This window comes from Amycolatopsis sp. NPDC003676, assembly GCF_053587275.1.
Genome location: NZ_JBSFNS010000029.1, coordinates 37,752 through 63,516, shown reverse-complemented (window position 1 = coordinate 63,516; position 25,765 = coordinate 37,752). Strand labels below are relative to the sequence as shown.

Sequence of the window (25,765 nt, the reverse complement as noted above, 5' to 3'; positions counted from 1 at the left end):
TCAGATCACGCCCGCCGTGCGCAACTGCTCGACATCCGCCGCGCTGTAGCCGAGTTCGCCGAGCACTTCGTTGTTGTGTTCGCCCAGCAACGGAGAACGCTCGACGTCCACCGGCGAATCCGACAGCTTCAACGGGCAGCCGACGGTCTTGAACGCGCCGCGCTCCGGATGCGGCACCTCGACCACCGATCCCAGCTCGGCCAGCGTCTCGTCCTCGATCAGTTCCTTAGTGGACAGAATCGGTCCACAAGGGATGCTGCGGGCGTTGAGCAGCTCCATCACTTCCCATTTGGTGCGCTGCTCGGTCCATTCCTCGACCATCGCGAACACCTTGTCCAGTTTGGACAGCCGAGCCTCCGGAGTCGCCCAGTCCGGATCCTCGGCGAGCTCCGGCCGCCCGATGAGCTCGGTCAGCGGAGCCCAGCCGACCGGCTGGACGATGACGTAGATGTAGTCGTTGGGCCCGCCCGGCGCGCAGCGCACCGCCCAGCCCGGCTGCCCGCCGCCGGACGCGTTGCCCGAACGCGGCACCTCGTCGCCGAACCGTTCGTTGGGGTACTCCCCCAGCGGCCCGTGCGCGAGCCGCTGCTGGTCGCGCAGCTTGACCCGGCACAGGTTCAGCACCGCGTCCTGCATCGCCACCTGCACGCGCTGCCCCCGCCCGGTGCTCGTGCGCTGGTACAACGCCGCGAGAATGGCCGCGACGAGGTGGATGCCCGTCCCCGAATCGCCGATCTGCGCCCCAGTGGCGGTTGGCGGGCCCTGCTCGAAGCCGGTCGTGCTCATCGAGCCGCCCATCGCCTGCGCGATCACCTCGTAGGCTTTGAAATTCGCGTACCGGCCGGGTCCGAACCCTTTGATGGACGCGTAGATCAGCCGCTCGTTGATCTCGTGCAGTTTCTCCCAGGAGAACCCGAAACGGTCCACCACACCCGGCCCGAAGTTCTCCACCAGAACGTCCACTGAGGACACCAGCTTGGCGAAGACTTCCTTGCCCTGCTCGCTTTTCATGTTGAGCGTGATGCTGCGCTTGTTCGCGTTCAGCATGGTGAAGTACAGACTGTCCACTCCGGGCAGATCGCGCAGCTGGCCCCGGGTGATGTCGCCGCGGCCGGGGGTTTCGAGCTTCACGACGTCCGCGCCGAGCCAGGCGAGGATCTGGGTCGACGACGGTCCTGATTGGACGTGGGTCATGTCGAGGACGCGGACGCCCTCCAGTGCCTTTCCCATCTTCGGCTCCTCCCGACTACTTGTACATCGTCTGGTTCATGGTTCCGGGGGCGTAGGCGTCCGGGTCGACCCAGACGTTGATCAGCGACGGCTTGCCGGATTCCCGCGCGCGGCGCAGCGCCGGGGCGATGTCCGCCGGGTCGCGGACCTCCTCGCCGTAGCCGCCGAGCATCCGGGCGAACTGGTCGTAAGGGACGTCGCCGAGGGTGTTTCCGATGCGTTCGCGGGCCACGCCGTATTTCTGCGCCTGGCCGTAGCGGATCTGGTTCATCGACGAGTTGTTGCCCACGATCCCGACGAACGGGAGATCGAACCGCACCAGCGTCTCGAAATCCCAGCCGGTGAGGGAAAACGCCCCGTCGCCGAAGAGCGCGACGACTTCCTGATCCGGCCGCGCGTGTTTCGCGGCCATCACGAACGGAATACCCACCCCGAGTGTCCCCAGCGGACCGGGATCCATCCAGTGCCCGGGTGCCTTCGGCTGCACGACCTGCCCGGAGAACGTGACGATGTCGCCGCCGTCGCCGATGTAGATCGAATCCTCGGTCAGGAATTCGTTGATCTCGTGCACGAGCCGGTACGGGTGGATCGGATTCGCGTCGGAATGCTGCTGCGGCAACCGCTTCTGCTTGGCTTTCTCCTCGACCGCACGCAGTTCCTCCAGCCACGGTTTGCGTCCGACCGCCCCGTTGTCCACCCGGCCCGACGCGGCATCCGCGACCGCGGCGAGGATCTGCCCGGCGTCTCCGACAATGCCGAGATCGATGTCGCGATTCTTGCCGACCGTCCGGTAGTCGAGATCGATCTGCACCACTTTCGCGTCCGGGGAAAGCCTTTTGCCGTAACCCATCCGGAAGTCGAACGGCGTGCCGACGATGACGATCACGTCGGCGTTGTCGAACGCGTAACGGCGGGAAAGCTGGAAGTGATGCGGATCGCCCGGCGGGAGCGTGCCTCGACCAGCACCGTTCATGTACGCCGGGATGTTCAAGGCGCGCACCAGTTCCGTCGCGGGCTCGGTGGCGCAAGTCGTCCAAACCTGGCTGCCGAGCAGAATCGCCGGTTTCTTGGCGTGCACCAGCAGATCCGCGAGTTTCTCGACGTCCGCCGGATCGCCCGCGTTCCGAGTGGAAGCGCGATACCGGCCGGACTCCGGGATCCGCGCGTTCTCCAACGGCACGCGGGCGTCGAGAACGTCGCGCGGAATCTCCAAAAAGGACGGTCCAGGTGCGCCCGCGAAGGCTTCCCGGAACGCCATCGACACCAGGTCAGCGGCCCGCGAGGTATGCGGGACGGTCGCGGCGAACTTGGTGATCGGGCTCATCATGTCCACGTGCGGGAGGTCCTGCAGCGAGCCCATTTTGTGCTGGCTCAACGCGCCTTGGCCGCCGATCAGCAGCATCGGGCTCTCCGCGCGCAACGCGTTCGCGACCCCCGTGACCGCGTCCGTCGTCCCTGGCCCCGCCGTGACCACCGCACAGCCAGGACGGCCGGTGATCCGTGCGTACCCGTCCGCGGCGTGCGCCGCGACCTGCTCGTGCCGGACGTCGATGACACTGATGTCCTCGTCGACGCAGCCGTCGTAGATGTCGATGATGTGGCCGCCGCAGAGGGTGAAGATGGTGTCGACGCCTTCGGCTTTCAGGGCTTTCGCGACCAGGTGGCCGCCAGAGATCGTTTCCGCTGCCCCGCCGTCGCCGTTGGCAGTGGCGGCCTTGGGCTGCGCCGTGGTCCCGCTGGCTTTCGCTCCCGCATTCTCGCTGGTCTGCGCGCTGGCGTTGGCGTCGGTTTGCCCAGCCGTCTTCTCACTGACATTGGCCTCGGCTTGCCTCGCCGCCTTCCCGCTGGCGGCCTGCCCGTTGCCCTCTTGGCCGATCCGCCCGCTGGCGTTTTCACCGTTGTTCTCGCCGGGCTTCTGACTGGCGCGCCCGCCCGGGTTCCCGCCGTTGCTCTCGCTGAACTCCGGGCCGGTCCGCCCACTCGGGTTCTCGCCGGACTCCTGGCTGGTCCGCCCGGTCGTGCCTTCGCCCCGCTCCTGGCCTGTCCCCCCGCGTGGGTTCTCGCCGATGTGCTGGCCTGCTTGCCGGCCGGTCGTGGTTGGCGACATGCGCAACTCCTCCTGTCCCGCGCCGGACCTCTCTGATCCGCGCGCTCGTCCCGGTCTGCTCGTGCCCTCTCCGCGGCCCGCCGGGTCTGTCGCCGCAGGTCAGCGGCTCGTCGCCGGAAGACTGTAGATTGCATACCGTATGAGGTAGGCATTAGACTTACTCTTCGAGCCGCCCGCTGTCCAGGGGCATCCGCAGGTTTGTCCGACTGGCTTGCGGGTCTTTGTCCGGCTGGCTTGCGGATCGCTTCGCCACAGGCTCCGGCGAGAGATTCGCTGGCTGATCTGCCGGGTCAAGCGGCCTTGCCGGGCGCTGCCGCCACGCCCGCTCGGGCCGCAACTTCAACCCGAAACCTCAACTCGACCGCCCGCCAGAACCTCAGCTCCACCGCCAAAACCTCGACTCCGCCATCCGCCTCGGCGAGACGCCTCCATCGAACTGGCCGACACAGAAGCGGCGGGCAAACCCGCCACTCACCCGCCTGACAAACCTCCGCTCCCCCGCCTCCGCGAGAGCGGCGGGCAAACCCACCACTCAGCCACCCACGAACCCCAGCTCCCCGCCTCCGCAAGGAAGGAATCCCGATGGATCTCTTGGAACACCAAGCGCGCGACCTTTTCGCCGCGCACGGCGTGCCGGTTCCCCGCGGCCGCGTGGCCGCTACGCCTGAGGAAGCGCGGGCGGCGGCCGTCGACATCGGCGGGCCGGTCGTCGTGAAAGCCCAAGTCAAAACCGGCGGCCGAGGCAAGGCAGGCGGGGTGAAACTCGCGGCCGGGCCGGACGATGCCGAGCGGACCGCCAGCGAGATCCTCGGCATGGACATCAAAGGCCATCGCGTGCATCGCGTTCTCGTGACCGAGGCCACCGATATCGCCGACGAGTACTACGTTTCCTACCTTCTCGACCGCGCCGACCGCACCTTCCTCGCGATGGCATCCGCGGCCGGCGGAATGGATATCGAGGAAGTCGCCGAGACTCGGCCGGAAGCGCTGGTCAAGGTGCCGATCGACATCCGCGTCGGCGTCGACTTAGTGAAGGCGCGCCGGATATGCGCGGCCGCACAGCTTCCGGTCGAAGCGGCGAGCGTCCTGGTGCGGTTGTGGGACGTGTTCACCTCGGAGGACGCGACGCTCGTCGAGGTGAATCCACTTGCCCGTACGCGCGGCGGGGAGATCGTCGCGCTCGACGGGAAGGTCACGCTCGACGACAACGCCGCATTCCGGCATCCCGGGCACCAAGCGTTCATGGACGCGGAAATCGGTGATCCGCTGGAACAGCAGGCTGCCGAGCAGGGGCTCAACTACGTGAAGCTTGACGGCGACATCGGCGTCATCGGCAACGGCGCCGGGCTCGTGATGTCCACTCTGGATGTAGTGGCTGCCGCGGCGCGGGACGCGGGAGCGGCCGGACCGGCGAATTTCCTCGACATCGGCGGCGGGGCGTCGGCGGAAGTGATGTCGGCCGGGCTGGGGGTGATTCTCGGGGATCCGGCGGTGTGCAGTGTGTTCGTGAACGTCTTCGGCGGGATCACGGCGTGCGACGCGGTGGCGGACGGCATCGTAAAAGCGCTGGCGTTGCTGGGCGATCGCGCGACGAAACCGTTGGTCGTCCGACTCGACGGGAACAACGTCGCGGAGGGCAGGCGGATCCTCGCCGAGGCAGCGCACCCCCTGGTCACAGTGGTCGCGACGATGGACGACGCCGCGCGCGAAGCGGCCAAGCTCGCGACCGTGACGGAGGGCTGACCGATGGCGATTTTCCTGGGCAACACCAGCCGGGTCATCGTTTCCGGCATCACCGGTTCCGAGGGAGCCAAGCACACCCGTCGCATGCTGGCCGCGGGCACGAACGTCGTGGGCGGGGTGAATCCGCGCAAGGCCGGGCAGACAGTTTCCCTTGACGGGCACGAACTGCCGGTGTTCGGCGGCGTCGCCGAGGCGATGGAGGAGACCGGTGCGGACGTAGTGGTCTTGTTCGTGCCGCCGCCGTTCGTGAAGGACGCGGTGCTCGAAGCGATCGACGCCGGCATCGGTCTCGCAGTGGTGATCACCGAGGGCGTGCCGGTGCACGATTCCGCCGCGTTCTGGGCGCACGCACGCGACAAGGGCACCCGGATCATCGGGCCGAACTGCCCCGGCCTCATCTCCCCCGGACTGTCGAACGCCGGGATCATTCCCGCCGACATCACCGGTCCCGGGCGGATCGGGCTGGTGTCGAAATCCGGGACGCTCACCTACCAGCTCATGCACGAACTCCGCGACATCGGGTTCTCCAGCTGCATCGGCATCGGCGGCGACCCGGTCATCGGCACCACGCACATCGACGCGGTCGAGGCGTTCGAGAAGGACCCGGACACCGACGTGATCGTGCTGATCGGCGAAATCGGCGGCGACGCGGAGGAACGCGCCGCGGCTTACGTGCGGGAGAACGTGCGGAAGCCGGTCGTCGGGTACGTCGCCGGATTCACCGCGCCGGAGGGCAAAACCATGGGACACGCGGGAGCGATCGTGTCGGGATCGTCCGGGACCGCCGCGGCGAAGAAGTCGGCGCTCGAAGCGGCCGGAATCCGGGTGGGGCGCACGCCGAGCGAGACAGCGCGGCTGGTTCGCGAAGTTCTCGCCGAAACCAGCTGACGTCTCCCTGAGCCAGCACAGGCGTAGTACTACAACCGGAGTGGTTCGGAGTCAGGAGGACCGATGGACCTGCGGCAGCTGGAAACCGTCGTGGCAGTAGCCGAGGAAGGCGGATTCACGGCTGCCGCGCGGAGGTTGCATACGGTGCAGTCCACTGTGTCCACTGTGGTCCGTGCGCTCGAACGGGATCTCGGCACCGAGTTGTTCGAGCGCACCACCCATCGGGTCGCGCTTACGCCTGCGGGCAAAGCGTTTCTCCCGGCCGCGCGAGCCGCGCTGGAGGCGGCGAGCCAGGCTCGGGCGACCGTCGACCGGGCGCGCTGGCAGGTCACCGGGGAGGTGCGGATCGGCGTCATGCCCGGGGCGTGGCCGGAACCGCACCGGGCGCTCAGTGCGTTGCGCCGCGATCATCCCGGGGTGCGCGTGCTGGTGCGGACCGCGCCACCGCACCAACTGCGGGAGGCGGTCGTGACATCCACTGTGGACATAGTGGTCGCAGTCGCCGGTTGCGCCCCGGGCGCCGGACTGATGAGCCGTCCGGTCCGACGGGAAGAGATGGTGCTAGTCACCGCCGCCGGTGACGGCTCCGCGGACCGTCCGGTCTCGGCCGCCGAAGCCGCCAGTACCGCAGTGGTGGATTTCGCGCCGGGCTGGGCGATCCGGGAGGCCACCGACCGGACGTTCCAGTCGGCGCGCGTGCGCCGGACCGTCGTGCACGAGGTCACCGACGCGCCCTCCGCGGCGGAACTCGTCCGACACGATCTGGGCGGTTGCGTGCTGCCGGTGTCGGTCGCAGCGCAATTCCCCGACCTGACCGGCCGCCGCTTCACCCGCGGCGGCCCGACATGGAACATCACCGCCACGCATGCCAGCGACCCGCGCCCGGCGGTGGCTGCGGTGTTGCGGCATCTGACCTGACCGCCCACTGGTCCGCCCGCAGCCCGACCTCGAATCACGGCGAGCTGCCTCAGACAGTGGCGACGATGTTGCGGCACCTCACCAGAACTCCCGCACCCGCAGCGAACCGACGCCGAACACACGCTGGTGATCCGCGGCCGGAGAGGGGCAGCGATGTCGCTCCTGATCAGATGACGGTTCACCCGCCGCATCCCACGCCCGCGGTGCCGGTTCGCGTCCAGAGCTGGCCGCTCCGCAACACTCGCCCGCGTCCAGCCCACGACCGCACCTGCGTCGCTTGCAGACACGAGGCCACATCTGACAGCCCCGAATCCGCCACACCCGGTCTCGTCCGCTCCACGGCCCCACCCGCTTCACTTGCAGACACAACGCCACACCTGGCAACCCCCGACTCTGCCTCCACCGCTTCGCTCGCAGACGCTAAACCTCCCCCGGCAATCCCGGCTTCGCATCGTCCAGCCCAGGCCCCGGTGCCAAGCGAGCCGCCCCGAGCCAACGCTCCTCGCAACCGCAACGACACCCGCATCCGGCTGCCTTAGAAACCCAGCGATGCCCAGCAAACCTGGCTCAGCCAGAAGCCCAATCCGCCCGAATATGCTTCAGATGCGCCCGCACCTGCCCCTCCAACCGGCCCCAATCCCGCGCCGCCACCGTCGCCAGCATCTCCCGGTGCTCCCGGGCCGAATCCGTCAACCGGCCATGCTCGGCGAGCTTTTCCAAGCCGTACAGCCGTGTCTGGTCGCGCAGGTTCGCGATGGCGTCCGTCAACCGTCCGTTCCCCGCCAGGGACAGCAAGTCCAGATGGAACCGGCGGTCCGCCTCCAGGAAGCGCGCCACGTCACCGTCCTCAGCTGCGGCCTCGATCTCGGCGGCCAGGCCGTCCAGCCGGGCGAGGTCGTCGGGGCCTGCGGCTGCGGCGGCGGACAGTGTCGCCGGGACCTCGAGCAGCAGCCGCATTTCGTAGATTTCGTCGAGGTCGCGTTCGGTCATCGCGACGACTCGGTAGCCGCGGTTGCGGACCGGCTCCAGGAGGCCCTGGTTGACCAGCGTCAGCAGTGCCTCGCGCACCGGGCTGCTCGACACGCCCAGGCGCGTCGCGAGGGCAGCGGCCGAATAGATGTCGCCGGGGCGCAGCTCGCCGGACACCATCGCCTGCCGCACCACTTCGAGCACTTGTTCGCGCAGGTTAGTGCGCTGCAGCTGCGTCAACGGGGCGCTCCTCCGCTCTCGCGGGCTTGACTTCGCCCGCTTCCGTCCAGCATCGTACCGGAGTAACCGGTAGCCGGTTACTAAGGAGTAACTAATGCCTGAGGTCCGGGGTTACTGCACGTTGTGCCGGTCGCGCTGCGGCGCGGTCTACACGATCGAGAACGGCTCGCTGCGCGGCGTCCGGCCGGATTCCGCGCATCCGACCGGGGCCGCGCTGTGCCCGAAGGGGCGGGCGGCGCCTGAACTGGTGCACTCCCCCGAACGGCTGCGCAGGCCGTTGCGGCGCACGACGCCGAAGTCCGATCCGGATCCGAAGTGGCGCGAGATCAGCTGGGACGAAGCGCTTTCCGAGATCGCCGCGCGGCTCGGCGACATCCGCGCGGCCAGCGGGGCGGAGGCGGTCGCGTTTTCAGTGACCTCCCCCAGTGGCACGCCGATGTCCGATTCGATCGACTGGGTCGAGCGGTTCATCCGGCTCTTCGGCAGCCCCAACACGCTGTACTCGACCGAGATCTGCAACTGGCACAAGGATTTCGCGCACGCGTTCACGTTCGGTTCGGGATTGCCCGCGCCGGATTACACGGGCACGGAGTTCGCGGTGCTGTGGGGACACAATCCGGCCAAGGCGTGGCTCGCGCAGTCTGCCGCGCTGGCCGGGGCGCGGACGCCGAGGCTTGCCGTTGTCGATCCGCGGCGAACCGCCAGCGCTGTGCAGGCCGAACATTGGCTCCGGGTCCGGCCGGGCGCCGACGGTGCGCTCGCGCTCGGGGTCGCCCGGGCGTTGCTTGAGCGTCGTGGGCATGACGAGGCGTTCGTGCGGTCGTGGACGAACGCTCCGTTGCTGGTCCGCGTCGACACGGGGCGATTTCTCCGGGCGGCCGAGATTGACCCCGCGGCGGCCGGGTTCGCGGTGTGGGACGAAGCAGCGGGTCAAGCTGAGCCGTACGACACGCATTATCCAGCAAACGGGCCGGAAAGGTTTGCGCTGCACGGAAAACGCCACGTGCGTACGTTGGCCGGTTCGGTCGAGTGTGTTCCCGCGTTCGAGCATTACACGCAGGCTTGTGCCGCGTGGCCGCTCGCCCGGACCGAGGCGGTGACGACCGTCGAGGGCGCGGCGATCGAAGCGTTCGCGGCTGATCTTGCCGAGGCGAAGTCCGTGACGTACGCGGCGTGGTCGGGCGTCGGCCAGCACGCGAACGCGACGCAGACCGAGCGCGCGATCGCCACTCTCTACGCGCTCACCGGTAGCTACGACTCCCCCGGCGGCAACGTCGTTCTGCCGAAACTGCCGGTCGCTCCGGTCACCTCGCCGGATCAGCTCGCGCCTGAGCAGCGCGCGAAAGCCCTTGGCATTCAAGAGTTTCCGCTCGGACCGCCTGCGCAGGGCTGGGTGACTGCGCGCGACTTTTGCCGAGCGGTTCTCGATGAGGAGCCTTATCCAGTCCGCGCGTTGGTGTCGTTCGGCGGGAATCTTCTGTTGTCGCAACCGGATCCCCGGCGGACTGCGGAGGCGTTGCGGCGCTTGGAGTTCGCGGTTCATCTCGACTTGTTCGAGAATCCGACGGCGCGGTTCGCCGACCTTCTGCTGCCGGTCCAGACGCCTTGGGAGCACGAGGCGGTCAAGGCGGGTTTCGAGATCACGCGGGCGGCGCAGGAGCACGTGCAGCTGCGACCGCGGATGACTGATCCGATCGGCGAGTCGCGTTCGGACACTGAGGTCGTGTTCGAACTGGCCGAGCGGCTCGGACTGGGGGCGGAGTTTTTCGACGGCCGTATCGAGGACGGCTGGGATCATCAGCTGGCCCCGCTCGGCCTCACCGCTGCGGAGTTGCGCGAGCGGCCTGGCGGCTTGGATCTGCCGTTGCAGACTGAGTATCGCAAATACGCTCGGTGCGCGGAAAATGGCGCGGTGACTGGGTTTGCGACGCCGACCCGTCGGGTCGAGCTGTACTCGGAGCGGCTCGCCGAGCATGGCCAGCCCGCGGTCCCGAACGCGGAGCCGCCCGCGCCGGATCCTCGGCATCCGCTGGTGCTGACGTGCGCGAAGAACGGGTACTTCTGCCACAGCCAGCATCGCGGGATTTCGTCGCTGCGCAAGCGTTCTCCCGAACCGGCCGTCGACCTGAGCGCGGAACTCGCGGCCGAGCGCGGCATCGAGGACGGACAGTGGGTCCGGATCACGACGGCCGCCGCGGACGTCCGGATGCGGGCGCGAATCGACCCCGCGCTGCATCGCGACGTGGTCGTGGCGGAGTACGGCTGGTGGCAGCCGGCACCCGACCTCGCCCTGCCCGGTTCGGACCCGCTCGAGGACGGCGGGACCAACTACAACCTGCTGGTCGGCGACGACGCCCACGACCCGGTGAGCGGGTCGGTCCCGTTGCGCTCGACGTTCTGCGACGTCCAGCCCGACGAGGCGGAGCCGTGGACCGGGCAGCGGGAGTTCGCGGTCGAGCGCGCGGAGTTCGAGACCGAGGACATCCGGTCGGTGCACCTCAAGCCGGTCGACGGCCAGTCGGTGCCGGAGTTCCGCGCCGGGCAGCACATCACCGTCGCCTGGCCGGACGCACCTGGGCTGACCCGCAGTTATTCGCTCACCGGGTCGGCTCAAGCGCCGGACGACGGGTATGCGATCGCGGTGCGGCGGGTGCCGGGCGGGCAGTTCTCGCCCGCGGTGCACGACCGGGTTGAGCCGGGGACGCGGTTGCTGGTCACGGCTCCGTCCGGCGGGTTCGCGCTGCCGACTGTCCATTCGCGACCGATCGTGCTGCTGGCCGCCGGGATCGGGATCACGCCGTTCCTGAGCTATCTGGAGACCCTCGACGCGGCGTCGGCACCGGAGATCGTGCTGCACCACGGCAGCCGCGACCGGTCTCGGCACGCCTTCCGCGAGCGCATCGCCGAGCTGGCGGGCCGTCTGCCCAGTGTCCAGATCGTGGACCACTACAGCCGTCCTGGTCCGGAGGAGCACTGCGCTTTCACCGGCCGGATCACCGCTGACCGGGTCGACGCCGACCTGATCCGGCGGCGGGCCCGGTTCTACTTGTGCGGCCCCGAAAACATGCTGGACGAACTCACCGCGGACCTGGTGGAGCGGGGCGTGCCGCGCTTCGACATCTTCACCGAGAAGTTCCACGCTGCGGCGGCCCCGGTCCAGATCCCGGACGGCGCCACGGCCACCGTGCGGTTCGCGCGGTCCGGCCGCGAGGTCACCTGGCGGGCGGGCGATGGCGATCTGCTGCGGTTCGCCGAGGCTTCCGGCGTCGCGCTGCCCAGCGGATGCCGGCTCGGACAGTGCGAAAGCTGCGCGGTGCCGGTGCTCGACGGAACGGTCGCGCACCTGGTCGCTGTCGCCGACGATGTGCCCGCTGACCAGTGCCTCGCCTGCCAGGCAGTACCCACTACCGATGTAGTGCTCGATGCGTGAGCCTCGTCACCCCTAACTTCGCAAACCCCGTTGGGGGTGCGAAATCCGGCATCCGGACGGCATCATCGGCGGATGGCTCTCGACCAGACATCGCGCGAAGTGTACGAGGACATCGTCCGGAGGAATCCGGCCGAGCCGGAGTTCCACCAGGCCGTGTTCGAGGTGCTCGAAGCGATCCGGCCCGCTCTTCAGCGGGATCCGGACCTGCGCGACGCGGCGATGCTGGAGCGGCTGTGCGAGCCTGAGCGGCAAGTAATGTTCCGGGTGGTCTGGACCGACGACGCGGGCGCGGTGCACGTCAACCGCGGTTTCCGGGTCGGGTTCAGCTCGGCGCTCGGACCGTACAAGGGCGGGCTGCGCTTCCGCGGCGACGTCACGCTCGGGACGGTCAAGTTCCTCGCCTTCGAACAGATTTTCAAGAACGCGCTCACCGGGCTCGGCATCGGCGCGGGCAAGGGCGGGTCCGACTTCGACCCGGCCGGCCGCAGCGACGGCGAGATCATGCGGTTCTGCCAGGCGTTCATGACCGAACTGGTCCGGCACATCGGCCCGGAAACCGACGTGCCGGCGGGCGACATCGGCGTCGGCGGGCGCGAGATCGGCTACCTGTTCGGCCAGTACAAGCGGCTCACCAACCGCTACGACGCGGGCACGATCACCGGCAAGAACCCGTTGCTGGGCGGCATTCCGGCGCGCCCGGAGGCCACCGGTTACGGGACGGTGTACTTCCTCGAAGCGATGCTCGGCGCGCGCGACGACTCGTTCTCCGGCCGCACCGCGGTGGTGTCCGGTTCGGGCAACGTCGCCTATCACGCGATCGCGAAGCTCCAGGAACTCGGGGCGCGGCCGATCGTGTGCTCGGATTCCGGCGGGTACATCCACGATCCGCGCGGGATCGACCTGGAAGTGCTGCACGACTTGAAGGTCGCGCGGCGCGGGCGGCTTTCGGAGTATGTCGATCATGTGCCGTCGGCGAAATTTGTCACGGATGGCACGCCATGGGATGTGCCGTGCGATCTGGCGCTTCCGTGCGCGACGCAGAACGAACTGGACGAGCAGTCGGCGTTGCGGCTGGTGAAGAACAACGTCCGCGCGGTCGCCGAGGGCGCGAACATGCCGTGCACGCCTGGTTCGCTGCAGGTGTTCCGCGAGGCTGGGGTCGCGGTCGGCCCTGGAAAGGCGGCGAACGCGGGTGGCGTCGCGGTGTCGGCGCTGGAGATGCAGCAGAACGCGGCGCGCGAGCGGTGGACGTTCGAGCGCACCGACCGGACGCTGCGCGACATCATGACCGACATCCACCGGACGTGCCTCGAAACCGCCGACGAGCACGGGGTCGCCGGGGACTACGTGAGCGGGGCGAATATCGCCGGGTTCCGGAAGGTCGTCGCGGCGATGGACGTCTGCGGGTACATCTGAGGCGGGTCTACGGTCTTCGTTCGGCAGAATTTTGTATGCAGTATTTAGTCGCTGGTGTGCCGGTCGGCTGAATGGTGGCTGTGGTTCACAGTGGACAGGATTCTCTGCGGTCTTGGTTCCGGGGGTCCGGGGGGTTGGGCTCCGGAGATGCGGGGTTCCGGGTTCCGGGGTTTGGGCTCCGGGGCAGTTGCGTGACGGGGTCCATTCCGGAGCAGGTGTCGACGCCCGTGCCAGGGCGGGTGTCGGTGGAAGTGCTGGAGCAGATGCCAGCGACGGGGCCGGTGTCGATGCTGATGCAGATGCCCGGCACAGATGCCCGCGGTGAAGCCGATGTCGGTGACTGTGCCGATGCGGGCGCCTGGCACTGATGCCGATGCGAGGCCCCCATGCTGACGCAGGCGCCCGGAACCGGTCCCGGTGCTGACGCAGGGCCTGGTGCCGACGCCGGGACGGTCGCGGGGTGGCGACGGTGCCCAGCCGGTCGCGTCCCGGGCCCGGACCTCCCGGGCGCAGCAGCGGGACAGCGGCTGCCCCGGTGCTGGGGCCGTCGCGTCCCGGTGCCGGATTCGCCGGTCGGCGGGAAACCCGGGCTGACGCCGTCGCTTGCTGTGAGCGTCAGGGCGGGCGGTCACCGCGCGGAGGAGAAAGTCACCACGACATAAAGGAAAACCAGCAGCCCGGCGACGCCGAAGACAGCCGCGACCGCGCTGCGCACCCAGGTGACCAGGCCGGTGGCGGTGCGCTGCCGGTAGCTGCTGTACCGCGCGTGGGTCTGGCTCACTCTGTCCAGCAGTCCTCCCACGAACAGACCCGCGCCCAGGACCAGCAGAATGATAAGCAACGTCGGCATGACCGGGCGCCTCCTTCGGTAGCACGCTGTTTCCCAGCTTTAGACAGCGAGAATCCCGGGCCGGGCGTCTGGCGACTACGGGAGAAGGTCTTCCGGTCCAGGGACTTGTGACCCGGCGCCTGCGGGCGAACGACCACCTCGGCGACACTTTCCCGAACTGCGTTCTCACTGGGAAAAGCATTTCCGGACAAAAGAAGGGGCCGACAATCCCGGCCGGTGCTTGACGTGCGTCCGGCGGGACGCTTCGGTACGGGGATGAACGCGTATGTGGAGCGTCCGCCGGTGCCGGGGCTGGCGGGAGTCGTGCGCACGGTGTGGATCCAGCGCACCGGCGACGCGCCGTACGTGCAGCGGCATCTGCCGACCGGCGGTGTCGAGATCCATTTCCCGGTCGGTGGGCGTCCGCAGTTGCTCGGGCCGTTGACCGGGCCGCGGATCGAGGTCATTCCGGCGCACACGACTGTCGTCGGGGTGCGGTTCCGGCCCGGGGCCGCGCCGCCCCTGCCCGCCGGGCTCGACGAGCTGGCCGATCAGCACCTCGGACTGGCCGACTTGTGGGGCCGGACCGCGGACCGGCTCGTGGAGGCGGTCGCCCTCGCCGCGACGCCCGAACTCGGGCTGGCCGCGCTGCAGGCGCATCTCGTGCGGGAATTCCGCCGGACCGGCGGGCTGGACCCGCTGGTCGGGGAAGCGGTGCAGGTGCTGATGCCGTGGGATCCGGTCGGCGTCGACGCGGTGGCCGCGCACCTCGCGCTCTCGGCGAGCCAGCTGCGCCGACGGTGTCTGCAGGCGGTCGGGATGAGCCCGAAGGTGCTCCAGCGGACGTTGCGGTTCCAAGGTTTTCTCGCGCTGGCCCAGGCTGGTGCGATCGCGTCCGGACGGCGGGGCGCGGACGGGATGGCGAGCCTGGCGGTCGACGCCGGTTATGCCGACCAGGCTCATCTCAGCCGCGAATGTCTTCGGCTGACCGGGGTGACGCCGAGACAGCTGCTCGGGGGCGACCTTGACCGGTGTGCTTGCGGGCATGATCATTCCGCTTCGTACGCGCCGTTTTTGGCTACGCGGAGGCGTTCTCCGGTGCATGCGGGTGTTTCCGCGCGGTGGGGATGAGCGCTGGGGGGGCTCCGGCGGACGATGCGACTCCCGGGGTTCACGCACTGGGCCACCCGGAGCCGCACAGGCACGATCAACCCACTGTCGCCTGACGCCTAGAGGCGTTCTCCGGCGCGGGCGGTGTCTCCGCGCTGCGGGAATGAGTCCCGAAGGGACTCCGGCGGACGATGCGACTCCCGGAGTTCACGCACTGACCCTCCCTACACTCGCAGGCACGATCAATTCGACACTCGCAGCCACCCTGAAGTGTTCACCAAAGCGGCATCTCCGCGCGGCGGGAGTCAGTCCCGAAGGGACTCCGGCGGACGATGCGGCTCCCGGAGCTCACGCCCCGGCCCGCCCGGAGTGTGCAGGCACGACCAACCCGCCATCCCTCACGCGCGCGGGGCGGTGTCTGCGCCCGGCGAGAAGGAATCCCGAGGGGGCTCCGACGGGCGAGAAGGAATCCCAAGGGTGGCCTCCGACGGGCGATGCGGTTCCAAGGCTTCGGCGCTAGCCCACCCCGGTGCACTTGCACGCACATTCCCCATCCCGCGCCCCTCGGAGTCGTCCAGACCTGACCGCCTCCTGTGCGCGTTTTGTTCAAGAACGGCGGCCTCGGACTCCGTAGCGTCGTCCCCGTGATCGACCTGACCGCGCTTGACGTCATCTCCCCCGGTTCGCCGGGTTACGAGGCCAGTCCGAGGTCCAGCCTGGTCGTTCGTTGTCATTCGGTCTCGGATGTCGTGCAGGTCATGGCTTACGCGGCCGAGACCGGCAAACCCATCGTGCCGCGTGGTGGTGGGCATTGTTTCGTGGACCGGTGCCCGGACGGCGGGATCGTGGTGGATCTGTCCGGGATGGACCGGATCGCGGTCGACGACGACGGAGTGACAACCGTCGGTGCCGGTGCGCGGCTGGGGGCGGTGTACGCGGCGTTGCACGAGCGCGGCCGGACGATTCCGGCCGGGTGCGGCGACACCGTCGGCATCGCGGGGCTGACGCTCGGCGGCGGGATCGGGCTCCTCGGCCGCCAGTACGGGCTGACTTGCGATCGGCTGGTGGGCGCGCAGGTGGTGCTCGCGGACCGGAGTGTCGTGGAGGTTGACGAGCACCGGGAATCTGACCTGTTCTGGGCGTTGCGCGGCGCGGGCGGCGGGCAGTTCGGCATCGTCACGGAGTTGCGGTTCGCGACTGTGCCGGAGCCGTCGGTCTGCCGGATCGAGGGGCGCTGGGAAGACCAAGAAGTCGTCGTCAAGGCGTGGCAGGACTGGGCACCCGACGTGCCTGACGGGATGACGGTGAACCTCGATGTCCAAGCCGGACACGCCAGGCTTTTCGGGGCCTCCACCCTGCCGTCAGGGGTGACCCGGGAGTTGCTCAGGGAGTTCACCGCGCGGGCCGGTGTTCTGTATGCAATAGACATCCGACTGGATGTTCCCTACAGCATGGTGAAGCCGACATTCAGCGGGATCGACCCGGGCGCGACGAGCCGGAGCCGGTCGGAGTTCTTCGCGGGCGCGATGTCGGAGTGCACGACGGGTGAACTACTCAAGGGGCTCACCGGCAATCGGCGGCTGGCGTTCACGGCGATGGGCGGGGCGTACAACCGGGTCGCGGAGGCGGAGACCGCGTTCGCTCATCGGGGTGCGCGGTTTTTGCTGGAGCAGGCTGGCGATCCGGGCGATCCGTGGGTGGACGAGGCGTGGCGCGCGGCGCACGCGGAGGGGTCCGGCCGGGTGTATGCGAACTTTCCCGATCTCGCGCTCGAGGATCCGGCCGGGGCGTATCACGCGGGCAACTACCCCAGGCTCGCGGCGCTCAAGAAAAGGTACGACCCGCATCGGGTTTTCGACTTTCCCCAGGCACTGTAAGCGACTATTAAGGATCGTCATGACCAAAGTGTTCAGCGCCCTCTCCGTCTCGGTCGACGGCTACATCAGCGGCCTCCTCCCGGAGGGGGCCGACGAGGTCGGAAGCGGGCTCGGCGACGCGGGAGAGCTGTTCGACTGGTACTTCACCGGCGACACGCCGAGCAAAGTCCTCGACGGGTTCACCCTGTCCGAACCCAGTGCGCGGGTTTTCGACACGCTCGCCGCGCGGGTCGGGGCGTCGGTGGTCGGGCACACGACCTACGACCATTCAAGCCACTTCGGCGGTAGTGGTCCGCATCCGACCGCTCCGTTGTTCGTGGTCAGCCACCAGCCAGTGCCGGAGCTGAGCCCGGCGCAGACGCAAGCGACCAGCGTCGAAGAGGCTGTCGCCGGCGCGCGGGCGGTGGCGGGCGACAAGGACGTCGCGCTCATGGGCGGGGTTCTGGTCACCGAGGCGATCAAGGCCGGGCTGGTCGACGAAGTCGTCCTCCACCAGGTCCCGGTTCTGCTGGGCGGCGGGCGGAGCTTCTTCGGCGAGCTGCCGGAGCACGTCCAGCTCAGGCTGGTCGAGGCCGTCCCGGCACCCGGCGTCACTCATCTTCACTACGAAATCATCCGCTGAAAGGAAACCCCCATGCTGAACCCCGATGTCCGCCGCATCCTCGACGGCACTCCGATCGCCCACCTGGCCACCGTCCTCCCGGACGGCTCGCCGCACGTCGTGCCGGTGTGGATCGGCACGCACGGCGACCGGATCGTTTTCCTCACCGGCCCGGACAGCCGCAAGGCCCGCAACCTCCGCCACGACCCCCGCGTGGCGATTTCCCTTACCCCGCCGGACAATCCGTTCGAGCCGGTCACCATCCGCGGCCGGGTGGCCGAATGGATCGAGGGCGACCCGGCCTGGGAGATCGTCGACGCGGTCGCCAAGAAGTACATCGGGCAGCCGTATACGCGCGAGCAGGTGCGCGTGGTCGGCCTGATCGAGCCGGAACGGCAGTCCGTGGGGATGTAGTCAGAAAGCGATCGAAGCGGCCAGTTCCCGTTGGGACTCAAGTCGGTTCAGCCGTTCGGTGAGCGCATTGTGGACGGCGTCGTAGGTGTCCGAGCCCAGCGAGAGGCGCAGCGGCGGATCCGGCTGGAGGGTGGTCTCGTACAGCAGCGCGGCGATTTTGGCCGGGTCGCCGGTAAGGGCGCTGTCGTCGAGAGATTCGAGATAGCGGCGGGTCCGGCCGACCGCGTTGTCGCGATAGGGCACCGTTTCGGCGGTGTACCGCAGCGCGGACGCGAATCCGGTCCGGGTCCCGCCGAGCTGCGCCAAGGTCAGGTGGATGCCGAATTCGGCGACTTCCCGGCTGACGCTCTCGGTGTACCCCTCCAGCCCCCACTTTCCCGCGTGGTAGGCGCTGTGCGTCGGCGAGCCGATTTGACCGCCCATGCTGGAGATCTGGATGATCCGCCCGCCGCCCCGCGCGCGCATCGGGCCGAGGAACGCGCGGGTGATCAGGATCGGGGCGAGCAGCAGCACCTCGATCTGGTCCCGGATCTGCTCGGGCGTCATCTCCTCGGCCGCGCCCACGACGGCGTACCCGGCGTTGTTCACAACCACGTCCACTGGTCGCCGCCGCAAGGTCTGCTCGATCACCGCGGAGACGTCGGCCGGGTGCGTGAGGTCGAGTCGCTCCACGGTCAGGCGTGGCGAAGCGGGCAGCGCGTCCGGCCGCCGGACGGTCGCGGTGACGTATTCGCCGCGGCGAAGCGCCTCTTCGACCAGCTGACGGCCCAAACCGCCGGAAGCGCCGGTGACGAACCAATGCCGTGCGGCCATGACGGGATCTCCCCGAGGTAAGGTTAACCGGAATTCGTTCCGCTTAGCGTAACCGGAATGAATTCCGGTTAGCAACCTCGGAGGGAACCGATGGCCGACGCCCCGCGCCGCACCAGGAGAGACGCGCTCGAGAACCGTGCCCGGCTCCTTGAGGTCGCCGCGCAGGCCTTCGCCGAACAAGGCCTCGACGCGGCACCGGCCGCGATCGCCAAGCAGGCCGGGGTCGGCGTCGGCACGCTGTACCGGCACTTCCCCACCCGCGAAGCGCTCATCGACGCCGCCTACCGGCATCAGCTCGCGGGAGTCTGCGAGCAAGCGGCAGCCCTCCTGACGCAGCACCCGGCCGCAGCAGCGCTGCGGGAGTGGCTGACGCATTTCCTCGCGTACGTCAGCGCGAAGCACGGAATGTCCGAGGCACTCAACGCGGTCATCGCGTCCGGCGTCGATCCGTATTCGGACAGCCGAAAAATGCTCCTCGACGCCGTCGGCGACCTCCTCGAAGCAGGAGCGGAAGACGGGACGCTCCGGTCCGATGTGCCTGCCGAGGACGTCCTGCTCCTGATCGGCGGCGTCGCGTATTCCGCGCAGCACTGCGAAAAACCGCAGGCACAACGGCTGATCGACCTAGTGCTGGACTCGCTGGCCTGCTGATCATCCGCCGACGAGCGGACGCGTGCCCGGCGGCAGCTGCGCCTCCCCGCCGCCGAGATACCGCACCACCGCCTCCTGCAGCGCCCGCACGGCGCGCGGCTGCTCGACGTCCCGCCGGTACGCCAGCCGCACCACCCGGCTCAGCCCGGGTTCGGTGAACCGCGTGCGGCGGAACCGGTCCCCGACCACGGTGCTCGGCACCACCGCCAAGCCCAGCCCTGCCTGCACCAGCTCCAGCACCGCGTCCATCTCACCGCCTTCGATCGCGAAGAGCGGGTCGAACCCCTCGGCGCGGCAAGCGGTCACAGTCGCCTCGCGCAGGTCGTAGCCCTGCCGGAACATCACCAGCGGCCGGTCCCGCAGCGCGGCGATCGGCATCCGGCCGCGCACCGGGGCGGGCGCGTCCTTCGGCGAGATCACCACGAGGTCTTCGACGAACAGCGCCCGGCTCTCCAGGCGGGAATCGTCGTGGACGCGGCTGTCCACGATCATCGCGAGGTCCAGGCCGCCTTCCGACAGCGCGGTCTGCAGATCCCGCGACCCGCTTTCGTGCAGCACCAGCTCGATTCCCGGATAGTCCCGGCGGAACGCGGCGAGCATCGCCGGCAGCAGGCCGGTGCAGAGGCTCGGGGTCGCGCCGAGCCGCACCCGGCCGCGGCCCAGTTCGTCCAGTTCGCGGATCGCCCGGTACGCGGTCTCCGTCTCGGCGAGGATCCGGCGCGCGATCGGCAGCAGCGTCTCCCCCGCCTCGGTGAGCGTCACGTTGCCGCGGATCCGGTGGAACAGCCCCGCGCCGACATCCCGTTCCAGCGCGCGAATCTGCTGGGACAGTGAGGGCTGCGCCACACGCATGCGTTCGGCGGCCCGCGTGAAATGCCGCGTCTCGGCCACTGCCAGGAAATACGCCAGCTGCTGGAACTGCATGAGAGCCATCATAGGCGGTGGCTATCTTGTCGAGAGAAATCATGTGTTTGCCCTCTCGTCAGCGCCGACTTACCGTCGGTTCCGTGGCACTCGCACCCGCTCCGCCCCGCCGTCGCCCGGCGCTCGTGACGTTCTGGCGTTCGACCATCGGCAAGAAGGCCGTCATGGCCGTCACCGGGCTGATGTTCGTCGCGTTCCTGTTCGTGCACATGGCCGGGAACCTGAAGGTTTTCCTGGGACCGCGGCATTTCGACGACTACGCGGCCTGGCTGCGCACCATCGGCGAACCCGTGCTGCAGAACGCCTGGTACCTCTCGATCCAGCGGACCGTGCTCCTGATCGCGCTGGTGCTGCACGTGGTCGCCGCGGTGCAACTGTCCAAACGGGACCGTCAAGCGCGCCCGGTGAAGTACGCGCACGGCCAGCGACGCAAGGCCAGCTTCGCGACGCACACCATGCGCTGGGGCGGCGCGACGCTCGCGCTCTACATCGTGTGGCACATCCTGGATCTCACGGTCGGCGTGGCCAACCAGGACTTCCGCGACGGCCAGCCGTACCACAACATCGTCGCGGACTTCCAGGTCTGGTGGGTCAACCTGATCTACATCGTCGCGCTGCTGATGCTCGGCCTGCACATCAACCACGGCTTCTGGAGCGCGGCGCAGACCCTCGGCATCACCAGCAAAACCCGCGACCGCGCCTTGAAAACCGTGGGCTCCGTCCTCGCCGTCGTGATCACCGGCGGCTTCCTGATCGTGCCGATCGCCGTGATGGCGGGATGGGTGGCCTGACATGAGCGACTACACGCTCGGCGAGCCGATCGCCGACACCCGGGCGCCGGACGGCCCGATCGAGGACCGCTGGGACAGCCGCCGCTTCGGCGCGAAGCTGGTCAACCCGGCCAACCGGCGGCGGCACCGGATCATCGTGGTCGGCACCGGTCTCGCGGGCGCGTCCGCCGGGGCGACACTCGCCGAACAGGGCTACCACGTGGTCCAGTTCTGCTTCCAGGACTCGCCGCGGCGCGCGCACTCGGTCGCCGCGCAGGGCGGCATCAACGCGGCGAAGAACTACCGCAACGACGGCGATTCGGTCTACCGGCTCTTCTACGACACGGTGAAGGGCGGCGACTTCCGGTCCCGGGAGTCCAATGTGTACCGGCTGGCGCAGGTGTCCACCCAGATCATCGATCAGGCGGTGGCGCAGGGCGTGCCGTTCGCCCGGGAGTACGGCGGGCTGCTCGACACCCGCTCGTTCGGCGGTGTGCAGGTGCAGCGCACGTTCTACGCGCGCGGCCAGACCGGTCAGCAGCTGCTGCTCGGCGCGTACCAGGCGCTGGCCCGGCAGATCGACGCCGGCGGCGTGGAAATGCACCCGCGAACGGAGATGCTGGACCTGATCGTGTCCGACGGCAAGGCGCGCGGGATCGTCGCGCGGGACCTGGTGACCGGCGAGGTGACGACGCATCTCGCGGACGCCGTCGTGCTCGCGACCGGTGGCTACGGCAACGTCTTTTACCTGTCCACCAACGCGAAGGGCTCCAACACCACCGCGATCTGGCGGGCGCACAAGCGCGGCGCGTACTTCGCGAACCCGTGCTTCACGCAGATCCACCCGACCTGTATCCCGCGGTCCGGCGAACACCAGTCGAAGCTGACGCTGATGAGCGAATCGCTGCGCAACGACGGCCGGATCTGGGTTCCGAAACAGCCGCGCGACCCTCGGCCGCCGCAGGACATCCCGGAGGAAGAGCGGGATTACTACCTCGAGCGGATGTACCCGAGCTTCGGCAACCTGGTGCCGCGCGACATCGCCTCCCGGGCGGCGAAGAACGTCTGCGATGCCGGGTTCGGCGTCGGCCCCGGCGGGCTCGGCGTGTACCTCGACTTCGCGGACGCGATCGAGCGGATGGGCCGTCCGGCGGTGGAAGCCAAGTACGGCAACCTTTTCGACATGTACGAGCGGATCACCGCGGAGAACCCGTACGAGGTCCCGATGCGGATCTACCCGGCGATCCACTACACGATGGGCGGTCTGTGGGTCGACTACGACCTGCAGAGCACCGTGCCCGGCCTGTTCGTGATCGGCGAGGCGAACTTCTCCGACCACGGCGCGAACCGGCTCGGCGCGTCCGCGCTGATGCAGGGCCTCGCCGACGGCTATTTCGTGCTCCCGGCCACCCTCAACGACTACATCGCCCGCGGCAGCTTCCCCGCGCTCGACCCGGCGGATCCGGACGTCGCGCAAGCGGAAACCGCCGTGCGCGACCGGCTCGAACGGCTGTTGTCGGTGCGCGGCACCCGCAGCGTGGACTCGTTCCACCGCGAGCTGGGCCACCTCATGTGGGACCACTGCGGGATGTCCCGCTCCGCCGAGGGCCTGCGGAAAGCACTCGACCGGATTCCGGAATTGCGGGCGGAATTCTGGCGCGACGTCCGCGTCCCGGGCATCGGGGCGGAGCTGAACCAGGAACTGGAGAAGGCCGGTCGCGTCGCCGATTTCCTCGAACTCGCCGAGCTGTTGCTCCTCGACGCCCTGGTGCGCGAGGAATCGTGCGGCGGCCATTTCCGCGAGGAACACCAGACCGAAGACGGCGAAGCCCAGCGCGACGACGAGCGGTTCTCCTACGTCTCGGCCTGGGAATACGGCGAGAAGCCGGTGCTGCACCAGGAAATCCTGAACTTCGAGCACGTCCACCCCACCCAGCGGAGCTACACGTGAAACTCACCCTGCGGGTCTGGCGCCAGTCCGGCCCGGACGACGACGGCAGGCTCGTCGAATACCCGGTCGACGACGCCAGCCCGGACATGTCCTTCCTGGAGCTGCTCGACGTCCTCAACCAGCACCTCATCGAGGACGGCGCGCAGCCGATCGCGTTCGACCACGACTGCCGCGAGGGCATCTGCGGCTCGTGCGGCGTGGTGATCAACGGCCGGGCGCACGGCCCCGAACGCACCACGACCTGCCAGCTGCACCTGCGGTCCTTCCGCGACGGCGACGTGCTGGACGTGGAACCTTGGCGCGCCAAGGGTTTCCCGGTGATCAAGGACCTGGTGGTGGACCGCTCGGCGTTCGACCGGATCATCGAGGCGGGCGGCTACGTCACCGCCCCGACCGGCAGCGCCCCCGAAGCGCACGCGACGCCGGTGCCCAAGCCGGACGCGGACCTCGCCTTCGACAACGCGACCTGCATCGGCTGCGGCGCGTGCGTGGCGGCCTGCCCGAACGGGTCGGCAATGCTGTTCACCTCGGCGAAGGTCGCGCACCTGAACTCGCTTCCGCAGGGGCAGCCCGAACGCGCCCAGCGGGTGCTCGACATGGTGGAAACCATGGACGCGGCGGACTTCGGCGGCTGCACGAACACCGGCGAATGCGTCGCCGCGTGCCCCAAGGGGATTCCGCTGACGAGCATCGCGAACCTCAACCGCGAGTTCATGAAAGCCAGCCGCTCGCGGCGGTGACCGCGCTGCTGTCTCCCGCCCGGAAACGCTCCGGCGGGAGACAGCAGCAGCGCGGGCAGGGTCAGGACTTCTTGCCCCGTCGCGTGTCGTCGTCGATGTCGATCTGCTCCTTGCGGACCTTCCCCTGGACGGTCTGTTCCTCCGTCACCTGCTCGGTGCCGAGGCGCACCCGCTCCACCGGGACGGTTTCCTTCTGCACCACCGGCTTCTCGGCGTGCAGCACGACGTCCTGCTCCGCCTCGCCGATCTCGGCCTTGCCCGCGGCCTTGGCGTCGGTGATCGGCTCCCGCTCGACGCGCACTTCCTCGTGCGTGACCGGCACGGTCACCTGCTCGTCCTCGGTCACCACGTACTTGCGCAGCCGGACGTGGCCGGTTTCGACCTCCTCGGTACCGACCCTCAGCCGCTCCTCCGAGCGCACCACGTCGCCGGTGTCGGTCGTCTCGTGGCGGCCGCCCTTGGCCGCGGCGGTGTCATGGCCGGTCGCGTGTTCCTTGCCCGCGGTGCCGCCTGCCGCCGCATCGCGGCCCTGGCCTGCCGCACCGCCAGCAGCCATACCGCCGGCCGCCATGTCGCGCCCGGTGTTCCGGCCGCCGCCGACGTTTTCGCCGTTCCCGGCCCGCGGAGCCGGCAAGCCGTAGTACTTGTACAGCTCGACGCTTTCCTTTTCGGACAGGTGGCCTTCGGCGTCGATGCGCGGCGCGTCGGACACCTGGTCCTTCGCCACCTGCACGTGCAAGCCGTCGTTCTCCATGCCCGCCCCCGACAGCGGCACGAAGCTCTCCTTCTGGCCGAACAGCCCGGTTTTCACCGTCACCCACTCCGGCCGCCGCGTGTCGTCGGCGAGATACACCGTGCCGACCTTGCCGATTTTGCTGCCCGAATTGTCCACCACGGTGCTGTCGACGAGATCTTGCGGCTGCATTGCGCGTACCATGGATCCACTCCATTTCCCCGAATCGGAATCACTTCTCCGGGTCCCACTGTCCGGCTGGTCACAGGGCCGCGCAAGCTTCATGCCCCTCAGCCGAGCGACCCCGTTTCGTGTCAGTTTGCGACCCGGAATCGGCGGGTACTTCTGTCGCAAGAGGACCGTTCGCGACTCGGTCCGGCGAAATGGGAGAAGAATTGCCCGGCCGCCGGATCAGGAAAGGCTGCGGCGTATTTCGGGACACCGCCGGAAAACCAGGATGCGGCCGGACGCGCCGGTCGGCTAGGCTCCCGCCCATGGGTGCCACTTTCGCCGCGTACGCATTGACTCGCCTGCGCAACGCCTGAGCGCCGGAAGCTCACCGCTCCGTCGCGCTCTCCCGTTGTCCGTCCGGGCCGCCGTTCCTGGCGCCCGGGTCGCTTCCTCATGCGCGGAGTCCGCACCCCCATGTCTGTCCAGCCCTTCGGCGGACGGCACGAGCTCGGCCAGAACTTCCTGGCCGACCCCGCCGTCATCGCCGCTGTCTGCACCGCCGCCAACCGCACGAACGGTCCCCTCGTGGAACTCGCCGCGGGCGACGGCGCGCTGACCGTCCCGCTCAGCCGCACCGGCCGTGCGCTGACCGCCGTCGAACTCGATCCCCGCCGCGCCCGCCGCCTGGCGCAGCGGACCGGGGAGAACGTCGAGGTCGTCCACGGCGATCTGCTCCGGCACCGATTGCCCGGGGTCCCGCACACGGTCGTCGGCAACCTTCCTTTCCACCTCACCACCGCGACGCTGCGCCGGTTGTTCCGGCAGCAGCACTGGGAACTCGCGGTGCTGCTGGTGCAATGGGAAGTCGCCCGCCGCCGCGCCGGAATCGGCGGCGCGTCCCAGATGACCGCCGCCTGGTGGCCGTGGTTCGAGTTCGCGGTACCCGCCCGGGTCCCCGCGCACGCGTTCCGGCCGCGTCCGGCCGTGGACGGCGGGATCCTCGTGATCACCCGCCGCCCCAAGCCGCTTGTCCCCAACCAGGCCAGTTACCAGGAGTTCGTCCGCGAAGTCTTCACCGGACGCGGTCGCGGACTCGGCGGGATCCTGCCGCGCACCGGGCGCCTCAGCGGCCGCGCGGCCCGGGCTTGGCTTGCCCGGCAACGACTGTCGCCGCAAGCGCTCCCTCGCGATCTGACCGCCGAACAGTGGGCCTCCCTCTGGAACCTGACGCAGTGACCTT

At 69.0% G+C, this 25,765-nt stretch carries 22 protein-coding genes; 15 read left to right on the top strand and 7 right to left on the bottom strand.

Annotated features, from left to right (window positions below; all coding sequences use genetic code 11):
- Positions 1 to 1,230 carry a formyl-CoA transferase gene (frc, locus tag ACWDNU_RS19350; RefSeq protein WP_449669879.1) on the bottom strand — a complete coding sequence of 410 codons (1,230 nt, stop codon included), beginning with the start codon at positions 1,228 to 1,230 and terminating at the stop codon, positions 1 to 3.
- Positions 1,231 to 1,246: 16 nt separating this feature from the next.
- Positions 1,247 to 3,337 (bottom strand): thiamine pyrophosphate-binding protein, encoded by a 2,091-nt coding sequence (locus ACWDNU_RS19345; protein ID WP_449669878.1) that lies wholly within the window; start codon positions 3,335 to 3,337, stop codon positions 1,247 to 1,249.
- A 582-nt stretch (positions 3,338 to 3,919) separates the two neighbouring features.
- On the opposite strand from ACWDNU_RS19345, the gene sucC reads away from it, so the two are divergent.
- The 3 genes from sucC to ACWDNU_RS19330 all read left to right on the top strand — a co-directional run bounded on the left by sucC (position 3,920) and on the right by ACWDNU_RS19330 (position 6,886).
- Complete coding sequence (sucC, locus tag ACWDNU_RS19340; protein WP_449669877.1) at positions 3,920 to 5,080, top strand: ADP-forming succinate--CoA ligase subunit beta; 1,161 nt, start codon at positions 3,920 to 3,922, stop codon at positions 5,078 to 5,080.
- A 3-nt stretch (positions 5,081 to 5,083) separates the two neighbouring features.
- Positions 5,084 to 5,968 carry a succinate--CoA ligase subunit alpha gene (sucD, locus tag ACWDNU_RS19335; RefSeq protein WP_449669876.1) on the top strand — a complete coding sequence of 295 codons (885 nt, stop codon included), beginning with the start codon at positions 5,084 to 5,086 and terminating at the stop codon, positions 5,966 to 5,968.
- Positions 5,969 to 6,031: 63 nt separating this feature from the next.
- On the top strand, positions 6,032 to 6,886 hold the full coding sequence (locus ACWDNU_RS19330; RefSeq protein ID WP_449669875.1) for a LysR family transcriptional regulator: 855 nt from the start codon (positions 6,032 to 6,034) through the stop codon (positions 6,884 to 6,886).
- Positions 6,887 to 7,453: 567 nt separating this feature from the next.
- Here the strand turns inward: ACWDNU_RS19330 and ACWDNU_RS19325 are convergent.
- Entirely contained in the window at positions 7,454 to 8,095 is a 642-nt protein-coding gene (locus ACWDNU_RS19325; RefSeq protein ID WP_449669874.1) for a GntR family transcriptional regulator, read from the bottom strand.
- A 94-nt stretch (positions 8,096 to 8,189) separates the two neighbouring features.
- On the opposite strand from ACWDNU_RS19325, the gene ACWDNU_RS19320 reads away from it, so the two are divergent.
- From ACWDNU_RS19320 to ACWDNU_RS19310, 3 genes are all read left to right on the top strand, one after another.
- The gene (locus ACWDNU_RS19320) at positions 8,190 to 11,525 is read left to right on the top strand and encodes a molybdopterin-dependent oxidoreductase (RefSeq protein WP_449669873.1); all 3,336 of its coding nucleotides are present in this window, start codon (positions 8,190 to 8,192) and stop codon (positions 11,523 to 11,525) included.
- 72 nt (positions 11,526 to 11,597) lie between these two features.
- The gene (gene gdhA, locus ACWDNU_RS19315) at positions 11,598 to 12,941 is read left to right on the top strand and encodes an NADP-specific glutamate dehydrogenase (RefSeq protein WP_449669872.1); all 1,344 of its coding nucleotides are present in this window, start codon (positions 11,598 to 11,600) and stop codon (positions 12,939 to 12,941) included.
- Positions 12,942 to 13,186: 245 nt separating this feature from the next.
- A complete protein-coding gene (locus ACWDNU_RS19310) occupies positions 13,187 to 13,309 on the top strand; it encodes a hypothetical protein (RefSeq protein ID WP_370936882.1) in 123 nt (40 codons plus the stop codon).
- A 260-nt stretch (positions 13,310 to 13,569) separates the two neighbouring features.
- Here the strand turns inward: ACWDNU_RS19310 and ACWDNU_RS19305 are convergent, their stop codons facing one another.
- Positions 13,570 to 13,791 carry a hypothetical protein gene (locus ACWDNU_RS19305; protein ID WP_370936881.1) on the bottom strand — a complete coding sequence of 74 codons (222 nt, stop codon included), beginning with the start codon at positions 13,789 to 13,791 and terminating at the stop codon, positions 13,570 to 13,572.
- Between the two features lie 216 nt (positions 13,792 to 14,007).
- On the opposite strand from ACWDNU_RS19305, the gene ACWDNU_RS19300 reads away from it, so the two are divergent.
- From ACWDNU_RS19300 to ACWDNU_RS19285, 4 genes are all read left to right on the top strand, one after another.
- A complete protein-coding gene (locus ACWDNU_RS19300) occupies positions 14,008 to 14,901 on the top strand; it encodes a DUF6597 domain-containing transcriptional factor (protein ID WP_449669871.1) in 894 nt (297 codons plus the stop codon).
- A gap of 623 nt (positions 14,902 to 15,524) precedes the next feature.
- Positions 15,525 to 16,757, top strand: coding sequence for an FAD-binding oxidoreductase (locus ACWDNU_RS19295; protein ID WP_449669870.1), 1,233 nt, complete (start codon positions 15,525 to 15,527; stop codon positions 16,755 to 16,757).
- A gap of 19 nt (positions 16,758 to 16,776) precedes the next feature.
- Positions 16,777 to 17,379 carry a dihydrofolate reductase family protein gene (locus tag ACWDNU_RS19290; protein WP_449669869.1) on the top strand — a complete coding sequence of 201 codons (603 nt, stop codon included), beginning with the start codon at positions 16,777 to 16,779 and terminating at the stop codon, positions 17,377 to 17,379.
- A gap of 12 nt (positions 17,380 to 17,391) precedes the next feature.
- On the top strand, positions 17,392 to 17,772 hold the full coding sequence (locus ACWDNU_RS19285; protein ID WP_449669868.1) for a PPOX class F420-dependent oxidoreductase: 381 nt from the start codon (positions 17,392 to 17,394) through the stop codon (positions 17,770 to 17,772).
- On the opposite strand, the gene ACWDNU_RS19280 is transcribed toward ACWDNU_RS19285, so the two are convergent.
- Positions 17,773 to 18,585, bottom strand: a complete 813-nt coding sequence (locus ACWDNU_RS19280) for an SDR family NAD(P)-dependent oxidoreductase (protein ID WP_449669867.1) — start codon at positions 18,583 to 18,585, stop codon at positions 17,773 to 17,775.
- Between the two features lie 90 nt (positions 18,586 to 18,675).
- Between ACWDNU_RS19280 and ACWDNU_RS19275 the strand changes: the two genes are divergently transcribed.
- The gene (locus tag ACWDNU_RS19275) at positions 18,676 to 19,236 is read left to right on the top strand and encodes a TetR/AcrR family transcriptional regulator (RefSeq protein WP_449669866.1); all 561 of its coding nucleotides are present in this window, start codon (positions 18,676 to 18,678) and stop codon (positions 19,234 to 19,236) included.
- Here the strand turns inward: ACWDNU_RS19275 and ACWDNU_RS19270 are convergent, their stop codons facing one another.
- Positions 19,237 to 20,160, bottom strand: a complete 924-nt coding sequence (locus ACWDNU_RS19270; protein WP_449669865.1) for a LysR family transcriptional regulator — start codon at positions 20,158 to 20,160, stop codon at positions 19,237 to 19,239.
- An 83-nt stretch (positions 20,161 to 20,243) separates the two neighbouring features.
- Here ACWDNU_RS19270 and ACWDNU_RS19265 point away from each other — a divergent pair, with 83 nt between their 5' ends.
- The 3 genes from ACWDNU_RS19265 to ACWDNU_RS19255 are packed head-to-tail and all read left to right on the top strand — an operon-like array spanning position 20,244 to position 23,621.
- Entirely contained in the window at positions 20,244 to 20,951 is a 708-nt protein-coding gene (locus ACWDNU_RS19265; protein WP_370936873.1) for a succinate dehydrogenase cytochrome b subunit, read from the top strand.
- Position 20,952: 1 nt separating this feature from the next.
- Positions 20,953 to 22,881, top strand: coding sequence for a fumarate reductase/succinate dehydrogenase flavoprotein subunit (locus tag ACWDNU_RS19260; RefSeq protein ID WP_449669864.1), 1,929 nt, complete (start codon positions 20,953 to 20,955; stop codon positions 22,879 to 22,881).
- Positions 22,878 to 23,621: a succinate dehydrogenase/fumarate reductase iron-sulfur subunit gene (locus tag ACWDNU_RS19255; RefSeq protein ID WP_449669863.1), complete on the top strand. Its 744-nt coding sequence runs from the start codon at positions 22,878 to 22,880 to the stop codon at positions 23,619 to 23,621. The genes ACWDNU_RS19260 and ACWDNU_RS19255 overlap by 4 nt, the downstream gene beginning before the upstream one ends.
- Before the next feature lie 61 nt (positions 23,622 to 23,682).
- On the opposite strand, the gene ACWDNU_RS19250 is transcribed toward ACWDNU_RS19255, so the two are convergent.
- Positions 23,683 to 24,558 carry a DUF2382 domain-containing protein gene (locus ACWDNU_RS19250; RefSeq protein WP_449669862.1) on the bottom strand — a complete coding sequence of 292 codons (876 nt, stop codon included), beginning with the start codon at positions 24,556 to 24,558 and terminating at the stop codon, positions 23,683 to 23,685.
- Positions 24,559 to 24,999: 441 nt separating this feature from the next.
- Between ACWDNU_RS19250 and erm the strand changes: the two genes are divergently transcribed.
- A complete protein-coding gene (gene erm, locus ACWDNU_RS19245; protein ID WP_449669861.1) occupies positions 25,000 to 25,761 on the top strand; it encodes a 23S ribosomal RNA methyltransferase Erm in 762 nt (253 codons plus the stop codon).
- Positions 25,762 to 25,765 lie beyond the last annotated feature (4 nt).